The organism is Nocardia yunnanensis, assembly GCF_003626895.1.
Lineage (GTDB): Bacteria > Actinomycetota > Actinomycetes > Mycobacteriales > Mycobacteriaceae > Nocardia > Nocardia yunnanensis.
In genome coordinates, this window is sequence record NZ_CP032568.1 from 6,657,264 (window position 1) to 6,675,334 (window position 18,071).

Consider the following 18,071-nt stretch of genomic DNA (forward strand, 5'->3'; position numbering starts at 1 on the left):
AGTTATCGTGCTCTTTCCACGTCGCCGCGCCCTCTGGGGCGGCGCGGCAGTCACCGGAATGTTCCTCGCCGCGACCCCGGCCCGCTCGGGTGCGGAACCGGTCGAGCCGCCGTTGACCCCGCTCGCCGTGAAGGCGGGCCTGCTACTCGACGCGGTGGCCCAGCCGCATGTGCGCAATCACAGCCTGCGCAGCTACTTCTTCGCCCGTGCCGTCGCCGAGCAGCAGCACCTGGCCTGCGACGACGAGCTTGTGTTCCTCATCTGCGCCCTGCACGACATCGGCATGACCGACGTGGCCAATGGCGATCAACGGTTCGAGATCGACGGCGCCGACTACGCGGCGCGCTTCCTCGAGGACAACGGCGTCACCGACGCCCGGGTGGACCTCATCTGGGATGCGATCGCCGCGCACACTTCCGGATTCATTCTCTCCCCGGTGTACCAGCGTCGCCGCCCGCCGGAAATCCAGGTCGCGGTGACCGGCATCGGAATCGACCTGGGCGGCAGCGCTTCCGACCTGCCGCCCGGTTACGCCGACCGGGTGCACGCGGCCTATCCGCGACTCGGCGGCAGCGCCGCGTTGTTCCGCACGATCGAGCAGCAAGGGTTGGCGAATCCCCGCAAGGCCGGGCCCGCGACCTTCGCCGGCGAGATCGTGCGCCAACGCCATCCGGAGGCCCCGCGCGAAACCGTGGAGGACATTCTCGCGGCCAGCGGGTGGGCCGACAGCTAGCGTGATACGGCTCGCGTCTGCGTGCCCGGACGCGGGCGCGGGCTAAGGTCGGTTGAATGAGTTCCTGGGCGAGACGACACGTTGACCGGGTCGGCAAGTTCGATCGGGCGATCACCCGCAAGGTGGCCCGGCTGCCCGCGACGCCGGTGGATCGCGGCCTGCTTCGGCTCACCAGCAGCGCCGATCACAGCGCGCTGTGGATGGTGTGCGCGGCCACGCTGGCCACCCGCAAGGGCACGCCGCGCCGGGCCGCGCTGCGCGGGGTGATCTCCATCGCGGGCGCCAGCTTCACCGTCAATGCGGTGCTCAAGACACTGCTGGCCCGACGCCGTCCCGCCACGGATCTGCTGCCCGCGTATCGGCGATTGATCCCGGTGCCGCGCTCGTCGTCGTTCCCCTCCGGGCACAGTGCGGCGGCGGCCGCGTTCGTGACCGCGGTCGGCCTCGAAAGCCCGCGCGCCGCAATGGCTCTCGCGCCGGTGGCGGCCGCGGTCGTCTACTCCCGGGTGCATACCGGGGCGCACTGGGGCTCGGATGTCCTGGTCGGTTCGGCGGTCGGTTGCGGGGTTGCGCTGGCGACCCGGCGGTGGTGGCCGGTGCGCGAATCCGACGAGGCCCGCGCGACGCTGCGGGAAGCCCCGATGCTGCCGGACGGCAAAGGGCTACTGCTGCTGGTGAATCCGGCGTCGGGCGACTCGAACTACGATCCCGCCGACGATATCGCCGAGGCCCTGCCCGCGGCCACGCTGCTGCGCACCGATCCGGACCGCGATGCCGCGGACCTGCTGGAGGAGGCCCTGGCCGCGAGCACCGAGCCGGTGCAGGCGCTCGGCGTGGCCGGCGGTGACGGCACGGTGGCCGCCGTGGCCGCGGTCGCGGTGCGGCACGGGCTGCCGCTGGCGGTGGTGCCCACCGGAACGCTCAATCACTTCGCGCGCGATCTCGGCGTGTACGACCTGCAGGAGGTGGTGGACGCCACCGCGGTCGGGGAGGCCGTCTCGGTCGACATCGCGCGCGTCGACTACAGCGACGAGAACGACGGTCGCACTCGGCATCTCATCAATACCGCCAGCCTCGGCGCCTACCCGGACCTGGTCCGGCGCCGGGAGCGCTGGCAGCGGCGCTGGGGCAAGTGGCCCGCCTTCGTGGCCGCCGTGGTGGCGACGGTGGCACAGGCGAAACCGCTGGAGATCGATCTCGACGGCGACCGTCGCCTGGTGTGGTTCGTGTTCGTGGGCAACGGCCCCTACCATCCGCGCGGCGCGGTCCCGGCCTTCCGCGACATTCTCGACAGCGGTCAACTCGATGTCCGCTGGCTGCGCGCCGACCTGCCGTGGTCGCGCACCCGCGCCGCGCTCGCCCTGCTGGCGTCGACGATCGGCCGCAGCAAGGTCTACGGCGAGCGCCTCACTCCCGGCCTCGTCGTCCGGCTGCCCCGCGCCGAACCGCTGGCCACCGACGGCGAGGTGGCGGGCGCCGCCGACAGCCTGCGTTTCTCCATGGCCGGGCGTCTCACCGTCTACCGTCGCGATGAATCCAACCCGTTGTGGGCCAACCGATTCCGGCCGCACAATCGACGCGGCGCCTGGTTCCCGTCGGCGTGAACAGGCTTCTCAGAAAAGGGTCGGTTCGCCGAAGCCCGGGGTGCGTTCGATCTCGAGCAGCTGCTGTTTGGTGGTGAGGCCGCCCGGTGCGGAGAAGCCGTGCAGGGCGTGGTCGGCCGCCAGCACCCGATGGCACGGGATGATCAGCGGAATCGGGTTGCGGCCCAGGGATTGTCCGACCGCTTGCGCGCCGCCGGGCGCGCCGATGCGATGGGCGACCGCGCCGTAGTTGAGGGTGTGGCCCGGATCGATGGCCCGGGTGACCTCGTAGACGGCACGGTCGAAATCATTGAACGGGCTGGTGTCCAAGGCAATCCAGCGCAGGTCGTCCAGGTCGCCGGCGAGGTGGGCTTGAATCGCGGCGATGGCCTCCGCGATCCGCGGGCTCGGGTCCGCTTCCTGAACATCGAGCAGCCGATGCCGGCGCAGGATGTGGGAGCGGGTGGCGGCGGGGTCGCGGTTGGGCAGGGCGAAACGTAGGACGCCGGCGGTGCTCCAGGCGATGGCGCAGGCGCCTATCGCGGTGTCGAAGAGCGCCGCCGACGCGAGCGGGCGGGCCGGGGCGGACATGAGGCCAGTGTGCACCGCGGCACCGACAATCCGTCCATTTCAGGCCAGTTGTCTAGAACTGGACCGTTTCGCCGCGACACGGAATGGCGGACAGGGCCGTGACCGCCGGAGCACCGCGGCGGAAGCGGCGCACCGGGGTGGGCGGGCAGGCGTCGGGACGCAGCGACACGATCGCCGTCAGGTCCGAATACTGGCGCGCCGCTTCATAATCCGCGACCGACCAGTCCGACATGGGGGCGTGGGGCCGATACCGTTCGAGCAGGATGCCCCAGCACTCACCGGGCTTGGGGGCGTACCGGTACACCAGACCGGCGAAGGCGGCGACGATCAGTAGGGAGACCAGCAGAGCGACCATGACCCCATGGTGGCCCGATCTTGGACTTGAAGAAAATATCCAGTGCCCCGATACTGGACCGTATGGCGACACGAGTGATCGGCGCGGCGAGTCTGACGCGAGACCTGGGCCGGTGGCGCAACGACGACAGCGCCGGAGCCGGCGAATACGGCAAGCGCTCGGCCCGGCCCGCGTATGTGGCACTGGCCGAGAGCATTCGGCTGCTCATTCACGACGGTCGCGCGCCGCTGGGCGTGGCGCTGCCCAGCGAACGGGATCTGGCCACCACGCTCGAGGTCAGCCGCACCACCGTCACCTCGGCGTACACCCTGCTACGCGAACACGGCTACCTGATCAGCCGGCAGGGTTCGCGCAGCACGGTGGCGCTGCCGCCGACCGTGGTGCACGACGGCGCGAAACCGGCGCGCAGCATTCTGGCCATGATGGCGCAGCCGGAGCTGCCCACCATCGACATGACCTATGCCGCCATGGCCGCGCCGCCGCAGATGACCGAGGCGTATTCCTTTGCGCTGCAGGGGCTCCCGACCTATCTGGGCACCCACGGCATGGACCCGGTCGGCGTGCTCATGCTGCGGGAGGCGCTGGCCCGCCGCTACACCGAGCGTGGCCTGCCCACCGAGCCGGACCAGATTCTGATCACCCTGGGCGCGCAGCACGGCCTGCGGCTGCTGCTCAATGTGCTGACCACCCCGGCCGAGCGGGTGCTGATCGAGCACCCCACCTACCCCAACGCCATCGAGGCGATCCGCGATGTCGGCGCGCGCCCGGTCCCGGTGCCGCTGCGGCCCGACGGCTGGGATCTGGACGGAATCCGCAGTGCCGCACGGCAAACCGCCGCCAGCGCGGCCTATCTGATTCCGGACTTCAACAATCCCACCGGCCATCTGCTGGACGCCGAGGGCCGCGCCGAGTTGGCCGCCATCGCCCGGGAGACGCGGATGACGGTCATCGTCGACGAATCCATGGTGGATCTGAACCTCTCCGATCGTGAATATCCGCCCCCGGTGGCGGCTTTCGCCCGCGGGTCGGAGGTCGTCACCATCGGTTCGGCCTCCAAGTCGTTCTGGGGCGGCTTGCGGGTGGGCTGGGTGCGCGCCAATCAGGCCCTCATCACCAAACTGCTCGGCATTCGTTCCACGGTGGACCTCGGCACCCCGGTCATGGATCAGCTGGCCACCGTCCACCTGCTCCGGCACGCCGAGGAGATCCTCACCACGCGGCGCGACCAATTGCGTTCCCGCCGTGCGGTTCTCATGGAGACCCTCGCCGAGGAGCTGCCCGACTGGCAGGTCAACCCGGGCGCGGGCGGTATGTCGCTGTGGGCGCAGCTGCCCGCCCCGGTCTCCACCGCGCTCGCCGCCACGGCCCCCAATCACGGCGTATTGCTCGCCGCCGGACCGCGTTTCGGCGTCCAGGGCGCGTTCGAACGCTTCATCCGCCTCCCCTTCACCCACGAGGAACCGGACATCCGCCTCGCCATCAAGTCGATCGCGGCCGCCTATCAGGGCCTCACCCCGCACGCCGCCGACCCGCTGGCCCCGCTGATCGCCTACTAGCGCCCGAAACAAGCCGCGCCCGCCGCGATAGCGGCGGGCGCGGATCTGTCAGCGACAACTGATTTCGTGAGATGCGGGTAACTCACCGGGTACGCCCCGAATCGGTTCGGCACCCAACGCAGGCACGGGTGCGAAAACCGTTACGGCACTCAGCCGCCCGCTAAAGTCGCGGGGAGGCGGCAACGTCGTGGCGGACGATCGTCTGGTCGCGGCCCGGGCCGACGCCGATGCACGAAACCCGCGCGCCCGACAGCTCTTCCAGCCGCTTCACGTACGCCTGCGCGTTGGCCGGCAGCTCCTCGAAGCTGCGGCAGCCGGAGATGTCCTCCCACCAGCCGGGCATTTCCTCGTACACCGGCTTGGCGTGGTGGAATTCGGTCTGGGTGGTGGGCATCTGCTCGACGCGCTTGCCGTCGATCTCATAGGCGACGCAGATCGGGACGGTGTCCAGGCTGGACAGCACGTCCAGCTTGGTGAGGAAGTAGTCGGTGATGCCGTTGACGCGGGTGGCGTAGCGGGCGATCACGGCGTCGAACCAGCCGGTGCGCCGGGCGCGGCCGGTGGTGACGCCGACCTCGCCGCCGGTCTTGGCCAGGTAGGTGCCGGACTCGTCGAAGAGTTCGGTCGGGAACGGGCCGGAGCCGACGCGGGTGGTGTAGGCCTTGAGGATGCCGAGCACCGCGGTGATCTTGTTCGGGCCGACGCCCGCGCCCACGGCCGCGCCGCCCGCGGTCGGGTTGGAGGAGGTCACGTACGGGTAGGTGCCGTGATCGACGTCCAGCAGGGTGCCCTGCGAACCCTCCAGCAGCACGATCTCGTCGCGCTCCAGCGCCTCGTTGAGCAGCAGGCGGGAATCGGCGATGCGGTGCTTGAAGCCCTCGGCCTTCTCGAGCACCTCGTCCACCACCTGCTGCGGGTCCAGCGCGCGGCGGTTGTAGATCTTCACCAGCACCTGGTTCTTGAATTCCAGTGCGGCCTCGACCTTTTGGGTGAGGATCTTCTCGTCCAGCACATCGGCGACGCGGACGCCGACGCGGGCGACCTTGTCCTGGTAGCAGGGTCCGATGCCGCGGCCGGTGGTGCCGATCTTCTTGTTGCCCAGGAAGCGTTCGGTGACCTTATCGATGGCCACGTGGTACGGCATGATCAGGTGCGCGTCGGCCGAGAGCAGCAGGCGGGAGGTGTCCACCCCGCGCTCTTCCAGGCCGGCGAGTTCGGCCAGCAGCACGCCCGGGTCGACCACCACGCCATTGCCGATGACGTTGGTCACACCCGGGGTGAGGATGCCGGACGGGATCAGGTGCAGCGCGAAGCTCTCACCGTTGGGCAGCACGACGGTGTGTCCCGCGTTGTTGCCGCCCTGGTATCGAACTACCCACTGGACCCGATCACCGAGCAGATCAGTCGCTTTGCCCTTGCCCTCGTCGCCCCACTGGGCGCCGATCAGCACGATTGCCGGCATGTGAGTGTCTCCTACGGGATCGACGCGCAGCACCCCGGTGCTGCAGCTACCCGCCGTCAGAAGGCGGTGGCCGTAGGCACACTTTACTGGACGCGGTATCAGACCTTTTGAAAGGGCATACCCGCAGTTCGTGGCGCGGCTCGGTCCGGGTCGCGAACGTACCGCGCCCGGGCGGCGGCAAATTGGACACAGCTGCGCCGCGGGGACAGCGGTGGATTTGAGACGGAGCTATGGTGGCACGGGGAGAGGGACCGGTTGGGGGTCCTTCGAAACGCAGCGAGGCGGATAGGTGTTGGCAGGCCAGAGGAGGCTGTTCGGCAGTTGAGTACCCATGTTCTCCGCTGCGAAGGCGCGCCCGTACCCATCGCCCTGGCTTCCCTGCCGCTCACCCAGACCTCGGCCCTGCCGGATCCCGCCGCGCTGGACGAGCTGCTGCCGGTGATGGCGGCCGACAGCCTGCCGCGGCTCATCGTGCTCGGTGAGGACGCGGGATTGGCCGCCGTGCTGACGCATTTGATGCGCACCGAACGCCTCGGCGTCGAAATCGGGTACGTGCCCATCGATCGCACCTACGGTTCCCGCGCCTACGACACCGGCACCGGATCGGCCGCCGCCAAACGCGCGCTCGAGGGAAAACCGCAGGAGACGCCGCTCATTCGCGACGACACCGGCACCGTGCTCATCGGCCGCGCCACCCTCGTCGGCGAGGGGGGCGCGAAGCTCGAGGGCGAGGCGTACGTCGACGACACCCGGTTGTTCACCGGAAAGGTCGCGGCCCTGCATGTTTCGCCCATGCTGGAGATGCCGGGCCTGCACGCCACCGTGCAGCGCGGCCTGCGCAAGAAGCGCTGGGTCGAGGGCCGGGCCATGCAGCTGGGCACCAGCGGCGCGGTCGTCACCCGGGACGGGATCACCGGCGATCGAGTCGTGAAGCGCTCCACGTTCTATCGACACCACGAGCCTTGGCTGCTGGTTCGCTGATTCACCCCCAGAATGGGAATCGGCAGATCGGGCAGGCCGACCAGTTGGGAGTACACAGGTGAATTACCCGCGCGCGGTGGGACGGAAATCCGGAGCGGTCCGGCCGAGTCCGGTGTTCCTGCTCGTGGTGGTGGTGACGGTGCTGGGCGGCGCGCTGGCCTGGGATGCCGAAATCAGTTCGCGGCAAGCCCAATTCGGGGTCTTCATCCTGGTGGTGGCGGGGTGGATCGTATCGATCTGCCTGCACGAGTTCGCGCACGCGTATGTGGCGTGGCGGGCCGGGGACCGCGAGGTGGAGGTGCGCGGGTACCTGACGCTCAATCCGCTCAAGTACAGCCATCCGCTGTTGTCGATCGCGCTGCCGATCGTGTTCATCGCCATCGGCGGGTTCGCGCTGCCGGGCGGTGCGGTGTACGTGCACTCGCACGATTTCAGTCCGCGCACGCAGCGGATTCTCAGTGGCGCGGGGCCGGCGGTGAACGCGGTGTGCGCGATCGTGCTGCTGGTGATCGTGCGGTTCTACGGCAGCGTGTATTCGCACGGGGCGTTCTGGTTCGGGCTCAGTTACCTGGCGTTTTTGCAGATCACGGCGACCGTGCTGAACCTGATCCCGATTCCGGGGACCGACGGCTACGGCATCCTGGAGCCGTCGCTGAGCTATCAGACGCGTCGCGCGCTCGATCAGATCAAGCCGTTCGGCATTCTGATCCTGTTCGCGCTGCTGTTCACGCCCGAGCTCAATCGCCTGTTCTTCGACGGGATCAGCAGCCTGTTCGAGCTGTCGGGAGTACCGGGCAACTGGTGGCGGTACGGCAGCGGGCTGACGCGATTCTGGACCTGAGGTCCCGGATGGGCCGCCCGGACGACCCGGTTGCCGGACGGCCCATTCGTCACCGGACTACCCCTCGTGAGCCCGGCCTGCAACGAACGGTAGAGGCGCGCAAGCGGTTCGACGCGAGTAGCGGACTACTCGAAGATCGAGAAAGCCGCGCGCGGATCAGTCGATCGGGGTCACGTACGGGTGCGGGACCGTCGGGGGCAGCAGGGCCATGGCCGACAGCCGGCGCATACCGCACACCTGCATGAGATCGACCACGATGGAACGCAATTGGGCGAAGACCACGTGCGCCGACAGGCCCGCGCCCTCGACCAGGTTCTTGGTCGCGCCCTTGCCCACCGTGCGCAGCACGCGGGTGGCCTCGGCCGGATCGGGTTTCTCGTCCGGGTCGGCGAGCATCATGCGGCGCACCACATCCACGGCCTGGCCCAGCTTTTCGACCTCCACGATGAGGCCCGGATTGAGCACCTCGTCGTCGCGCACCGAGGTGAGGGCGCGGCGCAGCAGCACGCGGGTATTGCGAATGGCGTTGTCGAGGGGGTCGGCGGCCTCGCGCAGGCGTTGCAGGCGGGCGCGAGAGTTCCAGTACAGCGGGGAGATTCGAATGATCTCGCGGCTGCCCTCGAGGGTATTGCGCAGGGAGTCGATGGCGCTCTGGGTGCCGCGGGCGGACTCCAGAGCATTCTTGATCTTCTCGGAATCCTGTTCGAGCAGGCCGTCCGCGCATTCGACGAGGGCCTTGCCCATCACGTCCAGAATCCCGGCGGCCTGCTCCCGCGCGCGGCGCACCGGATGCAGGGGCAGCGCGGCCACCACCACGATGCCGACCAGGCCGCCGACCAGCGCGTCGATCATGCGCAGGGACGCGCCGCCCTGGCCGGGCGGGTAGAGGGTCGCGACCAGGACCGCGGAACTGGCCGCCTGCATGGTGATCACCGGTCCGCCGTCGAGGAAGACGGCCGTGGACATGGCGATCACCACCAGCAGCACGATCTGCCAGCCGCCGGTGCCGACCCGGGTGACGAACAGGTCGCCGATGCCGATGCCGACCGCGACGCCGACGATCAGCTCGACCGAGCGGCGCAGCCGCGCACCGAACGACACGCCGATGGAGATCATGGCGGCCATGGGCGCGAAGAACGGGTGCTGATGCCCGATCACATTGTGGGCGATGAGCCAGGCCAGGCCCGCGCCGATCGCGCACTGCACGATCGGCAGGATCGAGGAGCGGACCCGGCCGGCGGCCCGGCGCATGCGGGTGACGCTGCTCTCGCGGGCAGCGTCGAGGGTTTCGCCTAGGCCGCTGCTCAATTCAGTCCAGGCCGAGCTCGGCGGCGGCCCGCGGATCGCAGTCCTCGAGCAGGTCGAGGCAGCGCGCGTACTCGTCGGTCTCACCGATGGCGCGGGCGGCCTTGGCCAGCGCGCCGACGCTGCGCAGGAAACCCTGATTGGGTTCGTGGTTCCACGGCACCGGGCCGAAGCCCTTCCAACCATTGCGGCGCAACAGGTCCAGGCCGCGGTGGTAGCCGGTGCGGGCGAAGGCGTAGGCGGCGATGATGTCGTGATTGACCTCGCCCTCGGCCTGCTCGCCGCGCTGCAGTGCGGCTTCGGCCAGGTGGGCCCAGGCGATGGAGGCGGTCGGATGCGCCGCGGCGACCTGCACCGGGTCCTGGTTCTGCAGCAGCGCGTCCTCCGCCTCGATGTTTTCCGGAAGGAGGACCGGCTGCGGTCCGAGCAGATCACCGAAGGAGGTCATGCCGAACATTCTGCACCGCCGCCCGAATTGCTCAGAAGGCGATACCTCCGCCTCCGGTCCTCCCGTGCGCGCAGTATGGGCGACTATGCCGACGGTGCCCGTTAGGCTGACCGTCGAATCACAGTTCCGCCGAAGCCGAGGGGTGCAGCGCGTGTCCGACCCGAAAGACGACCAGCAGCCGCAGGGCCCTGCCGACCAGGCATCCCGTTCCGCCGCAGGCTCGCAGGACACCGGCGCCGCCCCCAACCCGGCCGACCAGTCCGCGACCCCGCCCGCCGCCGCCGACAAAGACGCCACCCCACCCACGGCCGCCACGGAAGTGATCCCCTCCCCCAACTCCCGCACCGAGGAAATCACCACCGCCACAGCCAAACCCGCCCAGCCCGGCTTCGCCACCATCCACTACGAACCCACCAAGCCCGCCGGCGCCAACCGCATCCAGCCCCCCGCAGGCCCGTCCGGCGCGAACCGCGTCCAGCCCCCTGCCACCCAACCCCCGACCGCCGCGCGCCAGGGCTCAGGCGAATTCGCTCCCCAAGCTGCCCCGACCGGCCAGCCCCAGGCCCCGGCCAACCGCCCGAACACCGACGCGCCCGCCGGACAGACCCCGCCGGCCGGAACCCCACCGCGCCAGGGCTCCGGCGCACCGGCCGCCCAGAACGCCGGTAGCGGACAGCCGGGTGCCGCCGCGGCCCGCAACGAGGCAACCCAACGGCCCGGCGGCTCAACGCAATCCGGGCAAGGCAACCAGCAACCACCGGCTGCGGGCAGTGGGGCGGGCACGTCCGCACCAGCGGACGACTCTCCTACGCAGTTCATTCCGATCCAGCGACAGAGTGCGGGCAAGCCCGCGGCGGCTGGGACGGGCGGTGGTAAGGACGCGCCTGCTGGTTCGGGTGCGGGTAATGAGAAGTCCGGCGGCGCTGCGGCATCCGGTGCTGCCGGGGGCGTGAGTGGGGGGAAGGGGCCGGGGGCTCCGTCTCCGGCGGATGCGCCTACGCAGTTCCTCCCGGCGCAGCGGCAGGGCGATAAGGGGGCTGCCGGGGGTGCGGCGAAGTCCGGGGAGCAGGCGGCGGCAGCGGCGGCTGCGGCGGACGCGACCACGCAGATGATCAGGATTCAGCGGCCCGGTCAGGGCGCGAGTGGCGGGCCGAAGAAAGCCGATGCCGCGCAGGGCAAGTCGGCGGCGCAGGACGCTCCGGGTGCTGGGAAGGCGGAGGCCGCGACCGGGAAAGGCGGTGCTCAGCAGAGCCCGGCGCAGGTTCCCGCCGGTGAAACCCCGTCGGGCGGAAAGGGTGTGGCCTCGGGCGGACAAAGTGCGGCCCCGGGCGGAGAGGGTGCGGCCCCGGGCGGACAGGGTGCGGCCCCGGGCGGACAAAGTGCGGCCCCGGGCGGACAGGGTGCGGCCCCGGGCGGACAGCGTGCGGCCGGGAACGGAAGGGACGCGGCCGGGAACGGAAAGGGCACGGCTGGGGACGAGAAGTCCGGCGGTGCCGCGGGTTCCGGTACGGCTCGCGGCGGCGAGGCGGAAACCGTTGCGCTCGAGAAGGGATCGGCGGCCGACTCGGATGCCACGACGGCGTTGCCGATCGTGTCCGGTGAGGCCGGGACGGAGAAGATTCGGGTTTCGGGGCCGCAGGGGCGGGCGGTGAGCAAGCCGCCGCAGACGCCTCGGGGGAATGCGGGGCCGCGCAATGCCGGGCCGCGCGGGAACGGGCCGGTGCAGGACGCGGCGGTCGAGGAGACTCGGCCCGCGCCACCGCGGCCGCCGATGGGACCGCGGCGGCCCGCGAGCGCGCCGTCGCCCGCGGATATGCAGCCGACCGCGCCGGCGCAGCCGATCGGCGGGCCACGGATCGCCCCACCGCAGCGCGTGGGCGCGGGCGCGCCGCCGCAGGGCCCGCGCGGTCCGCAGGGACCGAACGCGCCGCAGGGACCCAACCAGCAAGGACCGAACCAGCAAGGACCGAACGGGCCTCAGGGACCCAACAACCCGCAGGGACCTAACAACCCGCAAGGACCGAACGCGGCGCAGGGGGCGAAGCCGCAGCAAGGGCCGAACGCGCAGCAAGCTGCCGGTGTGCAGGGGCCGGGCAAGCCGGGCGCGGGTGCGCTGTTGGCGGCCGGAGCGCAGGGCGTCGGGCCGGGTGGGCCGGGACAGGCTGGGGCGCAGGGTGTTCAGGGGGATGGACCTCGGCAGTTGGCGCAGCCGCAGCGGGTTCCGGCGGTCGATGCGGGTAGTGAGGCGAAGGCCGGGGCCGGGTCGAAGAAGAAGCTGCTGATCGTCGCGGGTGCGGCGGTGGTGGTGCTGGCCGTGGTCATCGGGGTGGTGGCCGGGGTGATGAAGCACAACAGCGACAGCTCGCCGGAAGCGTTGGTGCAGAAGACGATCACGGCGTACACGGACGCGTTGAACAGCGGGAACCTGGACACCTTGCGCGCGGTGACCTGCGGTGCGCCGCACGATTTCTATCAGAAGATCTCGGCGGACCAGTTCACCAGCGTGTACCGGACCTCGAAGGACCAGAAGAGCATTCCGCTGGTGAAGCGCGTCGACGCCATTCAGGTGACCGGCGATACCGCGATCGCGCAGGCGACGGTCTACACCGAGGCGGATCCGTCGAAGACCTCGGCGCGCACCTTCGATCTGCGCAACGAGGGCGGCTCGTGGAAGGTGTGTGACCCGCAGCCCGGCAAGTGAAGCGTTCGCGGTCCCGGCCGCGATGAACATCACAAACACCTGGTCACTGGCCCAGCACGCCGGTAGAGTATGCCGGATTGTCTGGGCCAGCCGTTTCGGCGTTCCGGCACTTCAACGGTTGTACACCGTCCAGGTCATTGTCTTCACAGCCCGAAGCGATGCCCGATCGAAGTGGTGCGGGCCCACCGGGTTTCGATTTGCAGGGAGCTGAACACCATGCCGGAAACGGCAGAGGCGATTAAAGCCACCGCGGTAGAACTGGTCGGCCGACACTTCCGTGTCCGTGATCACTACGACGTAGGCCGCGAGAAGATCCGCGAATTCGCGCGCGCCGTGCGCAACGACCACCCCGCGCACCACCGCGAGCACGAGGCCGCCGCGCTCGGCTACGGCAGCCTGCTCGCCTCGCCGACCTTCGCGTCGGTGATCGGCGCGGCCACCACCCGCTCGCTCATCGGATCGGTGCTGACCGAGTACGACGTCTCGCAGTTCCTGCAGACCGATCAGGTCTTCGAGTACTACCGCCCGATCCTGGCCGACGACCGCCTCGGCGTGGACGTCACGGTGGAGAACATCCGCAGCTACGGCGACAACGACTTCATCACCGTCAAGGTGACGATGACCGACGCCGACCTGCTGCCGGTGCTGGTCGCGACCACCACCATCGTGGCCCGCAAGGGCGTCGAGATCGATCCCGGCATGGTGGAGACGGTCTCGGGCGTCGTCATGCACGGCCATGTGGCCAAGCCGGGCGAATCCGCCGCCGACCCCAACGGCCTGATCCTGCTCGACCCCGACGAGGTGGCCGAACTGGCCGCCCCCGCCGCGCCGCTGCCGGTGCGCACCCACCACAGCGCGAGCGAGCTGGCCGCCGGCTACGAGCTGCCCGCCGGCCGGGTCGGCGTCACCCGCGGTGATCTGGTGAACTACGCGGGCGTCTCGGGCGACCCGAATCCGATCCACTTCAGCGATGCCGCCGCCACCCTGGCCGGCCTGCCGACCGTGGTCGCGCACGGCATGCTCACCATGGGCCTGACCGCCGCGTACCTGGTGGAGTGGCTGGGCGATCCGTCTGCGCTGCGCAAGTTCAGCGTGCGGTTCTCCGGTTTCGTGCCGGTCGAGCCCACCGCGTCGACCCCGATCGATTTCACCGGCAAGGTGAAGTCGATCGACGCCGAAACCGGTTCCGCGACCGTGGTTCTCGGCGCCACCTCGGAAGGCAAGAAGCTGTTCGGCCGCGCTGTCGCCGAGATCAAGCTGAGCTCCCCCGCCTCCCCGCGCCTTTAGCGCCCGGCCGAGAGCCGTCGACCTTCTCGCATGCGTGCCGGCGGTCGAGTGCCGAAACAATTTCGGTCGTACCCCCGGAGTTACCCCATTCGCAACGAAATCAGTCGTCACGATGGGTATCGGCCGGGGGTATCAGTTCAGGGTGGCGTGCATCAGGTAGACGTTGTAGTCACTCCAGGTCGACATGGTGAAGTACATGTCGTTGCCCGTCGACCACGGGTGGATGAAGCCGCCGTACAGCTCCGGATAACGCAAGGCGCTGACCGTGACCGCGCTGTCGGACCACACGCCCTGCGGTGAATCCGATTCCCGCACCACCAGTGCCGCCTTGGCGGTGTCCAGATAGCTCATCTGCCACACCTTGCGGCTCTCGTCGTACCGCACCGACAGTTCACCGGCGGGTCCGTCGACAATCGGTGTGGCGGTGACGAATCCGTTCACCTCGGGCAGCCAGGCGCCGTTGTTCCAGTACTGGTAGGCGGTCGGGTTGAGCACCTGATCCTTGGGCACCCGGGCCAGACCCACCCCGCCGAGGCGGGAGTTGGGGATGCCGAACATGTACACCCAGTCCCCCTGCGGGACCATGGCCGCGACCTGGAAGTTGGACAGGCCGAAGATGTTCTGCCACTTGGCGTACGAATCCTTGGTCCAGTGTTCGCCGTGGTCGTCGGAGTAGGCGATGCCGCCGTAGTTGGTGTACCAGGTGCCCGGCACGCTGTTCCAGGTGCGGATCGACATGTAGCTCAGGTACTGCCGGTCGCCGATCGCGAACCCGGAGGTCGGGATGGTGGTGATCTCGATATTGTCCATCTTGCGGCTGCTCAGCAGTTCGGAGGCGTGGCAGCGGTCGTCGGTGACCATGCGATCGAAGATCACGCCCCGGCCGAGATCGCGATTCTTGCTGAACGCCAGCAGATTCGAGCGCCAGTCCTCGCCCATGCCGCCGGGCGGATGGAACTCGCGACCGACCGTGTCACCGAACGCGATGGCGATCTCGTCGGGCGCGCTCTGCCACATGATGCCCAGATCGGTGCCCTGCACCCGCCAGCGCTTGTCGGTGCGATTGACCGAGTTCGCACCCGTCAGCTTGGCCACCTCGGTGACGTCGGAAACCTGCGGCGCCGGCCGCGCCGGGACCTGCGGGGCGGCCTCGACCGGCGGCGTGACGCGGTCGGGCCCGGGCGCCAGCGGCTGCGGATTCGGGTTGGGGAACGCGAAATTGAACGGCTGCGGCCGCAGGATCAGTTTCGGCAGCCCGAGCTGCTGGGCCAGATCGGGCGGTGCGGCGGGCTGGTCGGTGAGGTCCGGGCACGGGTTGGCGCACGGATTCGACGGCAGCTCCATGCGCACGCGGGTCGGATTCTCCACGGGCGGACCGGGATCGACCGTCACCACCGGATAGACGACCGGGACCTCGAGGGTCTTGGGGATCAGCGACTCGTGCTGGGGTTCGGCGTCGGTCGCGCACGGGCCGATGCCCGGAACCGCTTGCCCCGCACCGGGATCCGCGACCGCCATCGACCGGTCCACCGCGACCAGCAGGCCCGCCCCGAAGATCACCGCCCCCGCAGCCGACACCAGCCGCTTGGTCATGCACTCAACCTCTCGCGTTCGGGCTACTCCGACCATCCGGGCCAGAACCCTACCCACGAAACCGGTCGAATCGCCGGAACTGCTCGAAATTCCCGAGCGCCGAATTCGTCAGCGGCGCCGGACAGGTGGGTTCAGCGCAGCGCCTGGAAGGTCAGCACCGTGGTCCCGATCCGGATGGCGTCCCCGTCGGCCAGTACCGCGGCGGATTCGATGGCCTCCTCGTTGATGTAGATGCCGTTGGCCGAGTGCAGATCCTTGATGAGCAGACCGGCCCGGCTCGGGGTGATCTGGGCGTGGTACCGGCTCGCCTTGGGATCGTCGAGCACCAGATCGTTGTCGGTCATCCGGCCGATCTTCATGCCATTGGGCCCGATCGGCACCGTCCGCCCGTCGGCCATGCGCAACTGCCCGGCGCGGACCGCGCGCGGCATCTCGGTGACGGTCTCGGTCATGGCCTTGGCCATGCGCTCGACCTCGTGAATCTGCCCGGTGCTCAACGGTTCCTGGCGCAGCACCTTCTGCTCCAGCGCGATGAGCGCCGGCCCGGGATCGATGCCGAGTTCGTCGGCGAGCACGGTGCGCACCCGGCGGCAGGCGTCCAGCGCGTCGGCTTGGCGGCCGGACAGGTAGAGGGCGGTGATGAGCTGCGCCCACAGCGGTTCCCGCAGCGGATGGGCATTGGTCATCGACACCAGCTCGCCGACCACGGAAGAGGCTCGGCCCAAGGCGATTTCGGAATCGACGCGGGCGGAGGCGACCAGCAGCCGCTCCTCGTCCATGGCGGTGGCGAAGCTCTCCGCGAAACCGAGCCCGGACAGATCGTCCAGCGCCCGGCCGCTCCATTCCGACAGCGCCGCGCCGAACAGGCGCGAGGCCGTGGTGGGATCGCCGATCGAGGCGGCCTCCGAACCCTCCCGGCGCAGCGTCTCGAAGCGGCCGAGATCGCATTCGTCGTCCTCGATTTCGAGGCGATAGCCGGAGGATTCGGTGCGTAGCAACGCCACCGGATCCACCCCGGCGGTGCGCAGGGTCTTGCGAATATTGGAGACGAACACCTGCAGGCTGGCCTGGTAGGAGTCCGGCGGATCATCGTTCCAGACGATGTCGGCCAGCGCCTGCGAGGACACCGCGCGCCGCCGGTTCACGGTCAACGCCGCCAGCAGCGCGCGCGGCTTGGGGCCGCCGACCGGCACGGACCGACCGGCGACCAACAGCTGCACGGGGCCCAGGACCCGCACATCGACAGTCATGCCACCTGCCTCGATAGAGACCGCGGCGCGCCCGCCGCTCGAAAATTGCCCGGGATTCCGCCCGTCGCAGCGGAATCCCCGACCGTTGAGCTTACTTGGCGCTGATCGAACGTCCCGCCGACTTCAGATCGTTGCAGGCTTCGAGGACGCGCGCGGCCATCGAGGTCTCGGCCTTCTTGAGGTAGCTGCGCGGGTCGTAGACCTTCTTGTTGCCGACCTCGCCGTCGATCTTCAGCACGCCGTCGTAGTTGGCGAACATGTGCCCGGCGACCGGGCGGGTGAAGGCGTACTGGGTGTCGGTGTCGACGTTCATCTTCACCACGCCGTAGCGCAGCGAGTCCTCGATCTCCGACTTCAGCGAGCCCGAACCGCCGTGGAAGACGAAGTCGAACGGCTGCGCGTCGGCGCCCAGGCCCAGCTTGGCGGCGGCCACCCGCTGACCCTCGGCCAGCACCTCGGGACGCAGCTTCACATTGCCCGGCTTGTACACGCCGTGCACATTGCCGAAGGTGGCGGCCAGCAGGTACTTGCCGTTCTCCCCCGAGCCCAGCGCGTCGATGGTCTTCTCGAAGTCCTCGGGCGAGGTGTAGAGTTTGTCGTTGATCTCGGCCTCGACACCGTCCTCTTCACCGCCGACGACGCCGATCTCGACCTCGAGGATGATGTTGGCCGCGTGCGCCTGCTTGAGCAGTTCCTTGGCGATCTCGAGGTTCTCGTCGATCGGAATGGCCGAGCCGTCCCACATGTGCGACTGGAACAGCGGCTGCTGACCGTTCTTGACCCGCTCGGCGGAGATGGCGAGCAGCGGGCGCACGAAGGTGTCCAGCTTGTCCTTCGGGCAGTGGTCGGTGTGCAGCGCGATGGTGACGTCGTAGCGCGCGGCCACCACATTCGCGAACTCGGCCAGCGCCACCGCTCCGGTGACCATGTCCTTGACACCCAGGCCGGAACCGAATTCCGCACCGCCGGTGGAGAACTGGATGATGCCGTCGGAGCCGGCGTCCGCGAAGCCCTTGATGGCCGCGTTGATCGTCTCCGAAGAGGTGCAGTTGATGGCGGGGAACGCGAAGGAGTTCTGCTTGGCCCGAGCAATCATCTCGGCGTAGATCTCCGGAGTCGCGATGGGCACAGTGACCTCCGTTTTGTCCGTGTGTTGCGTACGACAAATTCTGTCAGCTGACACCCTAGAACAGGACCGAAACCTCACGCCTCCGGGCCGGAACCTCCCTGATTCGCGGCCCGTCTCGTTCTGGACTGCGGCTTGATAGACCTCCGCCTTGGAGCGGGGGAGCGAAGCGGAGGAGGGAAGAACGAGACCTACAGGGCCGCGAATCCGCCGGAGCGGAGCGGAGGCAAATTAAACACAGCTCGGTGTGATGTCCGAG

At 69.3% G+C, this 18,071-nt stretch carries 15 protein-coding genes; 7 read left to right on the forward strand and 8 right to left on the reverse strand.

Going from position 1 to position 18,071, the window contains the following annotated elements; translation table 11 throughout:
- The first annotated feature begins 7 nt into the window (after positions 1 to 7).
- Together D7D52_RS31200 and D7D52_RS31205 are read left to right on the forward strand one after the other, a co-directional pair.
- Positions 8 to 733, forward strand: a complete 726-nt coding sequence (locus D7D52_RS31200) for an HD domain-containing protein (protein WP_246023431.1) — start codon at positions 8 to 10, stop codon at positions 731 to 733.
- A gap of 56 nt (positions 734 to 789) precedes the next feature.
- Positions 790 to 2,337 carry a bifunctional phosphatase PAP2/diacylglycerol kinase family protein gene (locus tag D7D52_RS31205; RefSeq protein WP_120742103.1) on the forward strand — a complete coding sequence of 516 codons (1,548 nt, stop codon included), beginning with the start codon at positions 790 to 792 and terminating at the stop codon, positions 2,335 to 2,337.
- A gap of 9 nt (positions 2,338 to 2,346) precedes the next feature.
- Here the strand turns inward: D7D52_RS31205 and D7D52_RS31210 are convergent, their stop codons facing one another.
- Both D7D52_RS31210 and D7D52_RS31215 read right to left on the reverse strand, forming a co-directional pair.
- On the reverse strand, positions 2,347 to 2,907 hold the full coding sequence (locus D7D52_RS31210) for a methylated-DNA--[protein]-cysteine S-methyltransferase (protein ID WP_120742105.1): 561 nt from the start codon (positions 2,905 to 2,907) through the stop codon (positions 2,347 to 2,349).
- Positions 2,908 to 2,959: 52 nt separating this feature from the next.
- The gene (locus tag D7D52_RS31215; protein WP_120742107.1) at positions 2,960 to 3,262 is read right to left on the reverse strand and encodes a hypothetical protein; all 303 of its coding nucleotides are present in this window, start codon (positions 3,260 to 3,262) and stop codon (positions 2,960 to 2,962) included.
- Between the two features lie 62 nt (positions 3,263 to 3,324).
- On the opposite strand from D7D52_RS31215, the gene yczR reads away from it, so the two are divergent.
- On the forward strand, positions 3,325 to 4,818 hold the full coding sequence (gene yczR / locus D7D52_RS31220; RefSeq protein WP_120742109.1) for a MocR-like transcription factor YczR: 1,494 nt from the start codon (positions 3,325 to 3,327) through the stop codon (positions 4,816 to 4,818).
- Between the two features lie 160 nt (positions 4,819 to 4,978).
- Here the strand turns inward: yczR and D7D52_RS31225 are convergent, their stop codons facing one another.
- Positions 4,979 to 6,280 carry an adenylosuccinate synthase gene (locus D7D52_RS31225; RefSeq protein WP_120742111.1) on the reverse strand — a complete coding sequence of 434 codons (1,302 nt, stop codon included), beginning with the start codon at positions 6,278 to 6,280 and terminating at the stop codon, positions 4,979 to 4,981.
- Positions 6,281 to 6,601: 321 nt separating this feature from the next.
- Here D7D52_RS31225 and D7D52_RS31230 point away from each other — a divergent pair, with 321 nt between their 5' ends.
- Together D7D52_RS31230 and D7D52_RS31235 are read left to right on the forward strand one after the other, a co-directional pair.
- Entirely contained in the window at positions 6,602 to 7,261 is a 660-nt protein-coding gene (locus D7D52_RS31230; protein WP_120742113.1) for a hypothetical protein, read from the forward strand.
- A 58-nt stretch (positions 7,262 to 7,319) separates the two neighbouring features.
- A complete protein-coding gene (locus tag D7D52_RS31235; protein WP_120742115.1) occupies positions 7,320 to 8,102 on the forward strand; it encodes a site-2 protease family protein in 783 nt (260 codons plus the stop codon).
- 156 nt (positions 8,103 to 8,258) lie between these two features.
- Here D7D52_RS31235 and D7D52_RS31240 read toward each other — a convergent pair whose 3' ends face one another.
- Both D7D52_RS31240 and D7D52_RS31245 read right to left on the reverse strand, forming a co-directional pair.
- Positions 8,259 to 9,353: an FUSC family protein gene (locus D7D52_RS31240; RefSeq protein WP_120744608.1), complete on the reverse strand. Its 1,095-nt coding sequence runs from the start codon at positions 9,351 to 9,353 to the stop codon at positions 8,259 to 8,261.
- 58 nt (positions 9,354 to 9,411) lie between these two features.
- Entirely contained in the window at positions 9,412 to 9,855 is a 444-nt protein-coding gene (locus tag D7D52_RS31245; protein WP_120744609.1) for a DUF3151 domain-containing protein, read from the reverse strand.
- A 151-nt stretch (positions 9,856 to 10,006) separates the two neighbouring features.
- Here D7D52_RS31245 and D7D52_RS40045 point away from each other — a divergent pair, with 151 nt between their 5' ends.
- Both D7D52_RS40045 and D7D52_RS31255 read left to right on the forward strand, forming a co-directional pair.
- A complete protein-coding gene (locus D7D52_RS40045; RefSeq protein WP_162958668.1) occupies positions 10,007 to 12,556 on the forward strand; it encodes an Rv0361 family membrane protein in 2,550 nt (849 codons plus the stop codon).
- A 216-nt stretch (positions 12,557 to 12,772) separates the two neighbouring features.
- The gene (locus tag D7D52_RS31255; RefSeq protein WP_120742119.1) at positions 12,773 to 13,843 is read left to right on the forward strand and encodes a fused (3R)-hydroxyacyl-ACP dehydratase subunits HadA/HadB; all 1,071 of its coding nucleotides are present in this window, start codon (positions 12,773 to 12,775) and stop codon (positions 13,841 to 13,843) included.
- 132 nt (positions 13,844 to 13,975) lie between these two features.
- On the opposite strand, the gene D7D52_RS31260 is transcribed toward D7D52_RS31255, so the two are convergent.
- From D7D52_RS31260 to fbaA, 3 genes are all read right to left on the reverse strand, one after another.
- Positions 13,976 to 15,436, reverse strand: a complete 1,461-nt coding sequence (locus D7D52_RS31260) for a glycoside hydrolase family 183 protein (RefSeq protein ID WP_120742121.1) — start codon at positions 15,434 to 15,436, stop codon at positions 13,976 to 13,978.
- A gap of 131 nt (positions 15,437 to 15,567) precedes the next feature.
- Entirely contained in the window at positions 15,568 to 16,686 is a 1,119-nt protein-coding gene (locus tag D7D52_RS31265) for a BTAD domain-containing putative transcriptional regulator (RefSeq protein ID WP_120742122.1), read from the reverse strand.
- A 91-nt stretch (positions 16,687 to 16,777) separates the two neighbouring features.
- Positions 16,778 to 17,815, reverse strand: a complete 1,038-nt coding sequence (gene fbaA, locus D7D52_RS31270) for a class II fructose-bisphosphate aldolase (RefSeq protein WP_120742124.1) — start codon at positions 17,813 to 17,815, stop codon at positions 16,778 to 16,780.
- Between the last annotated feature and the right edge of the window lie 256 nt (positions 17,816 to 18,071).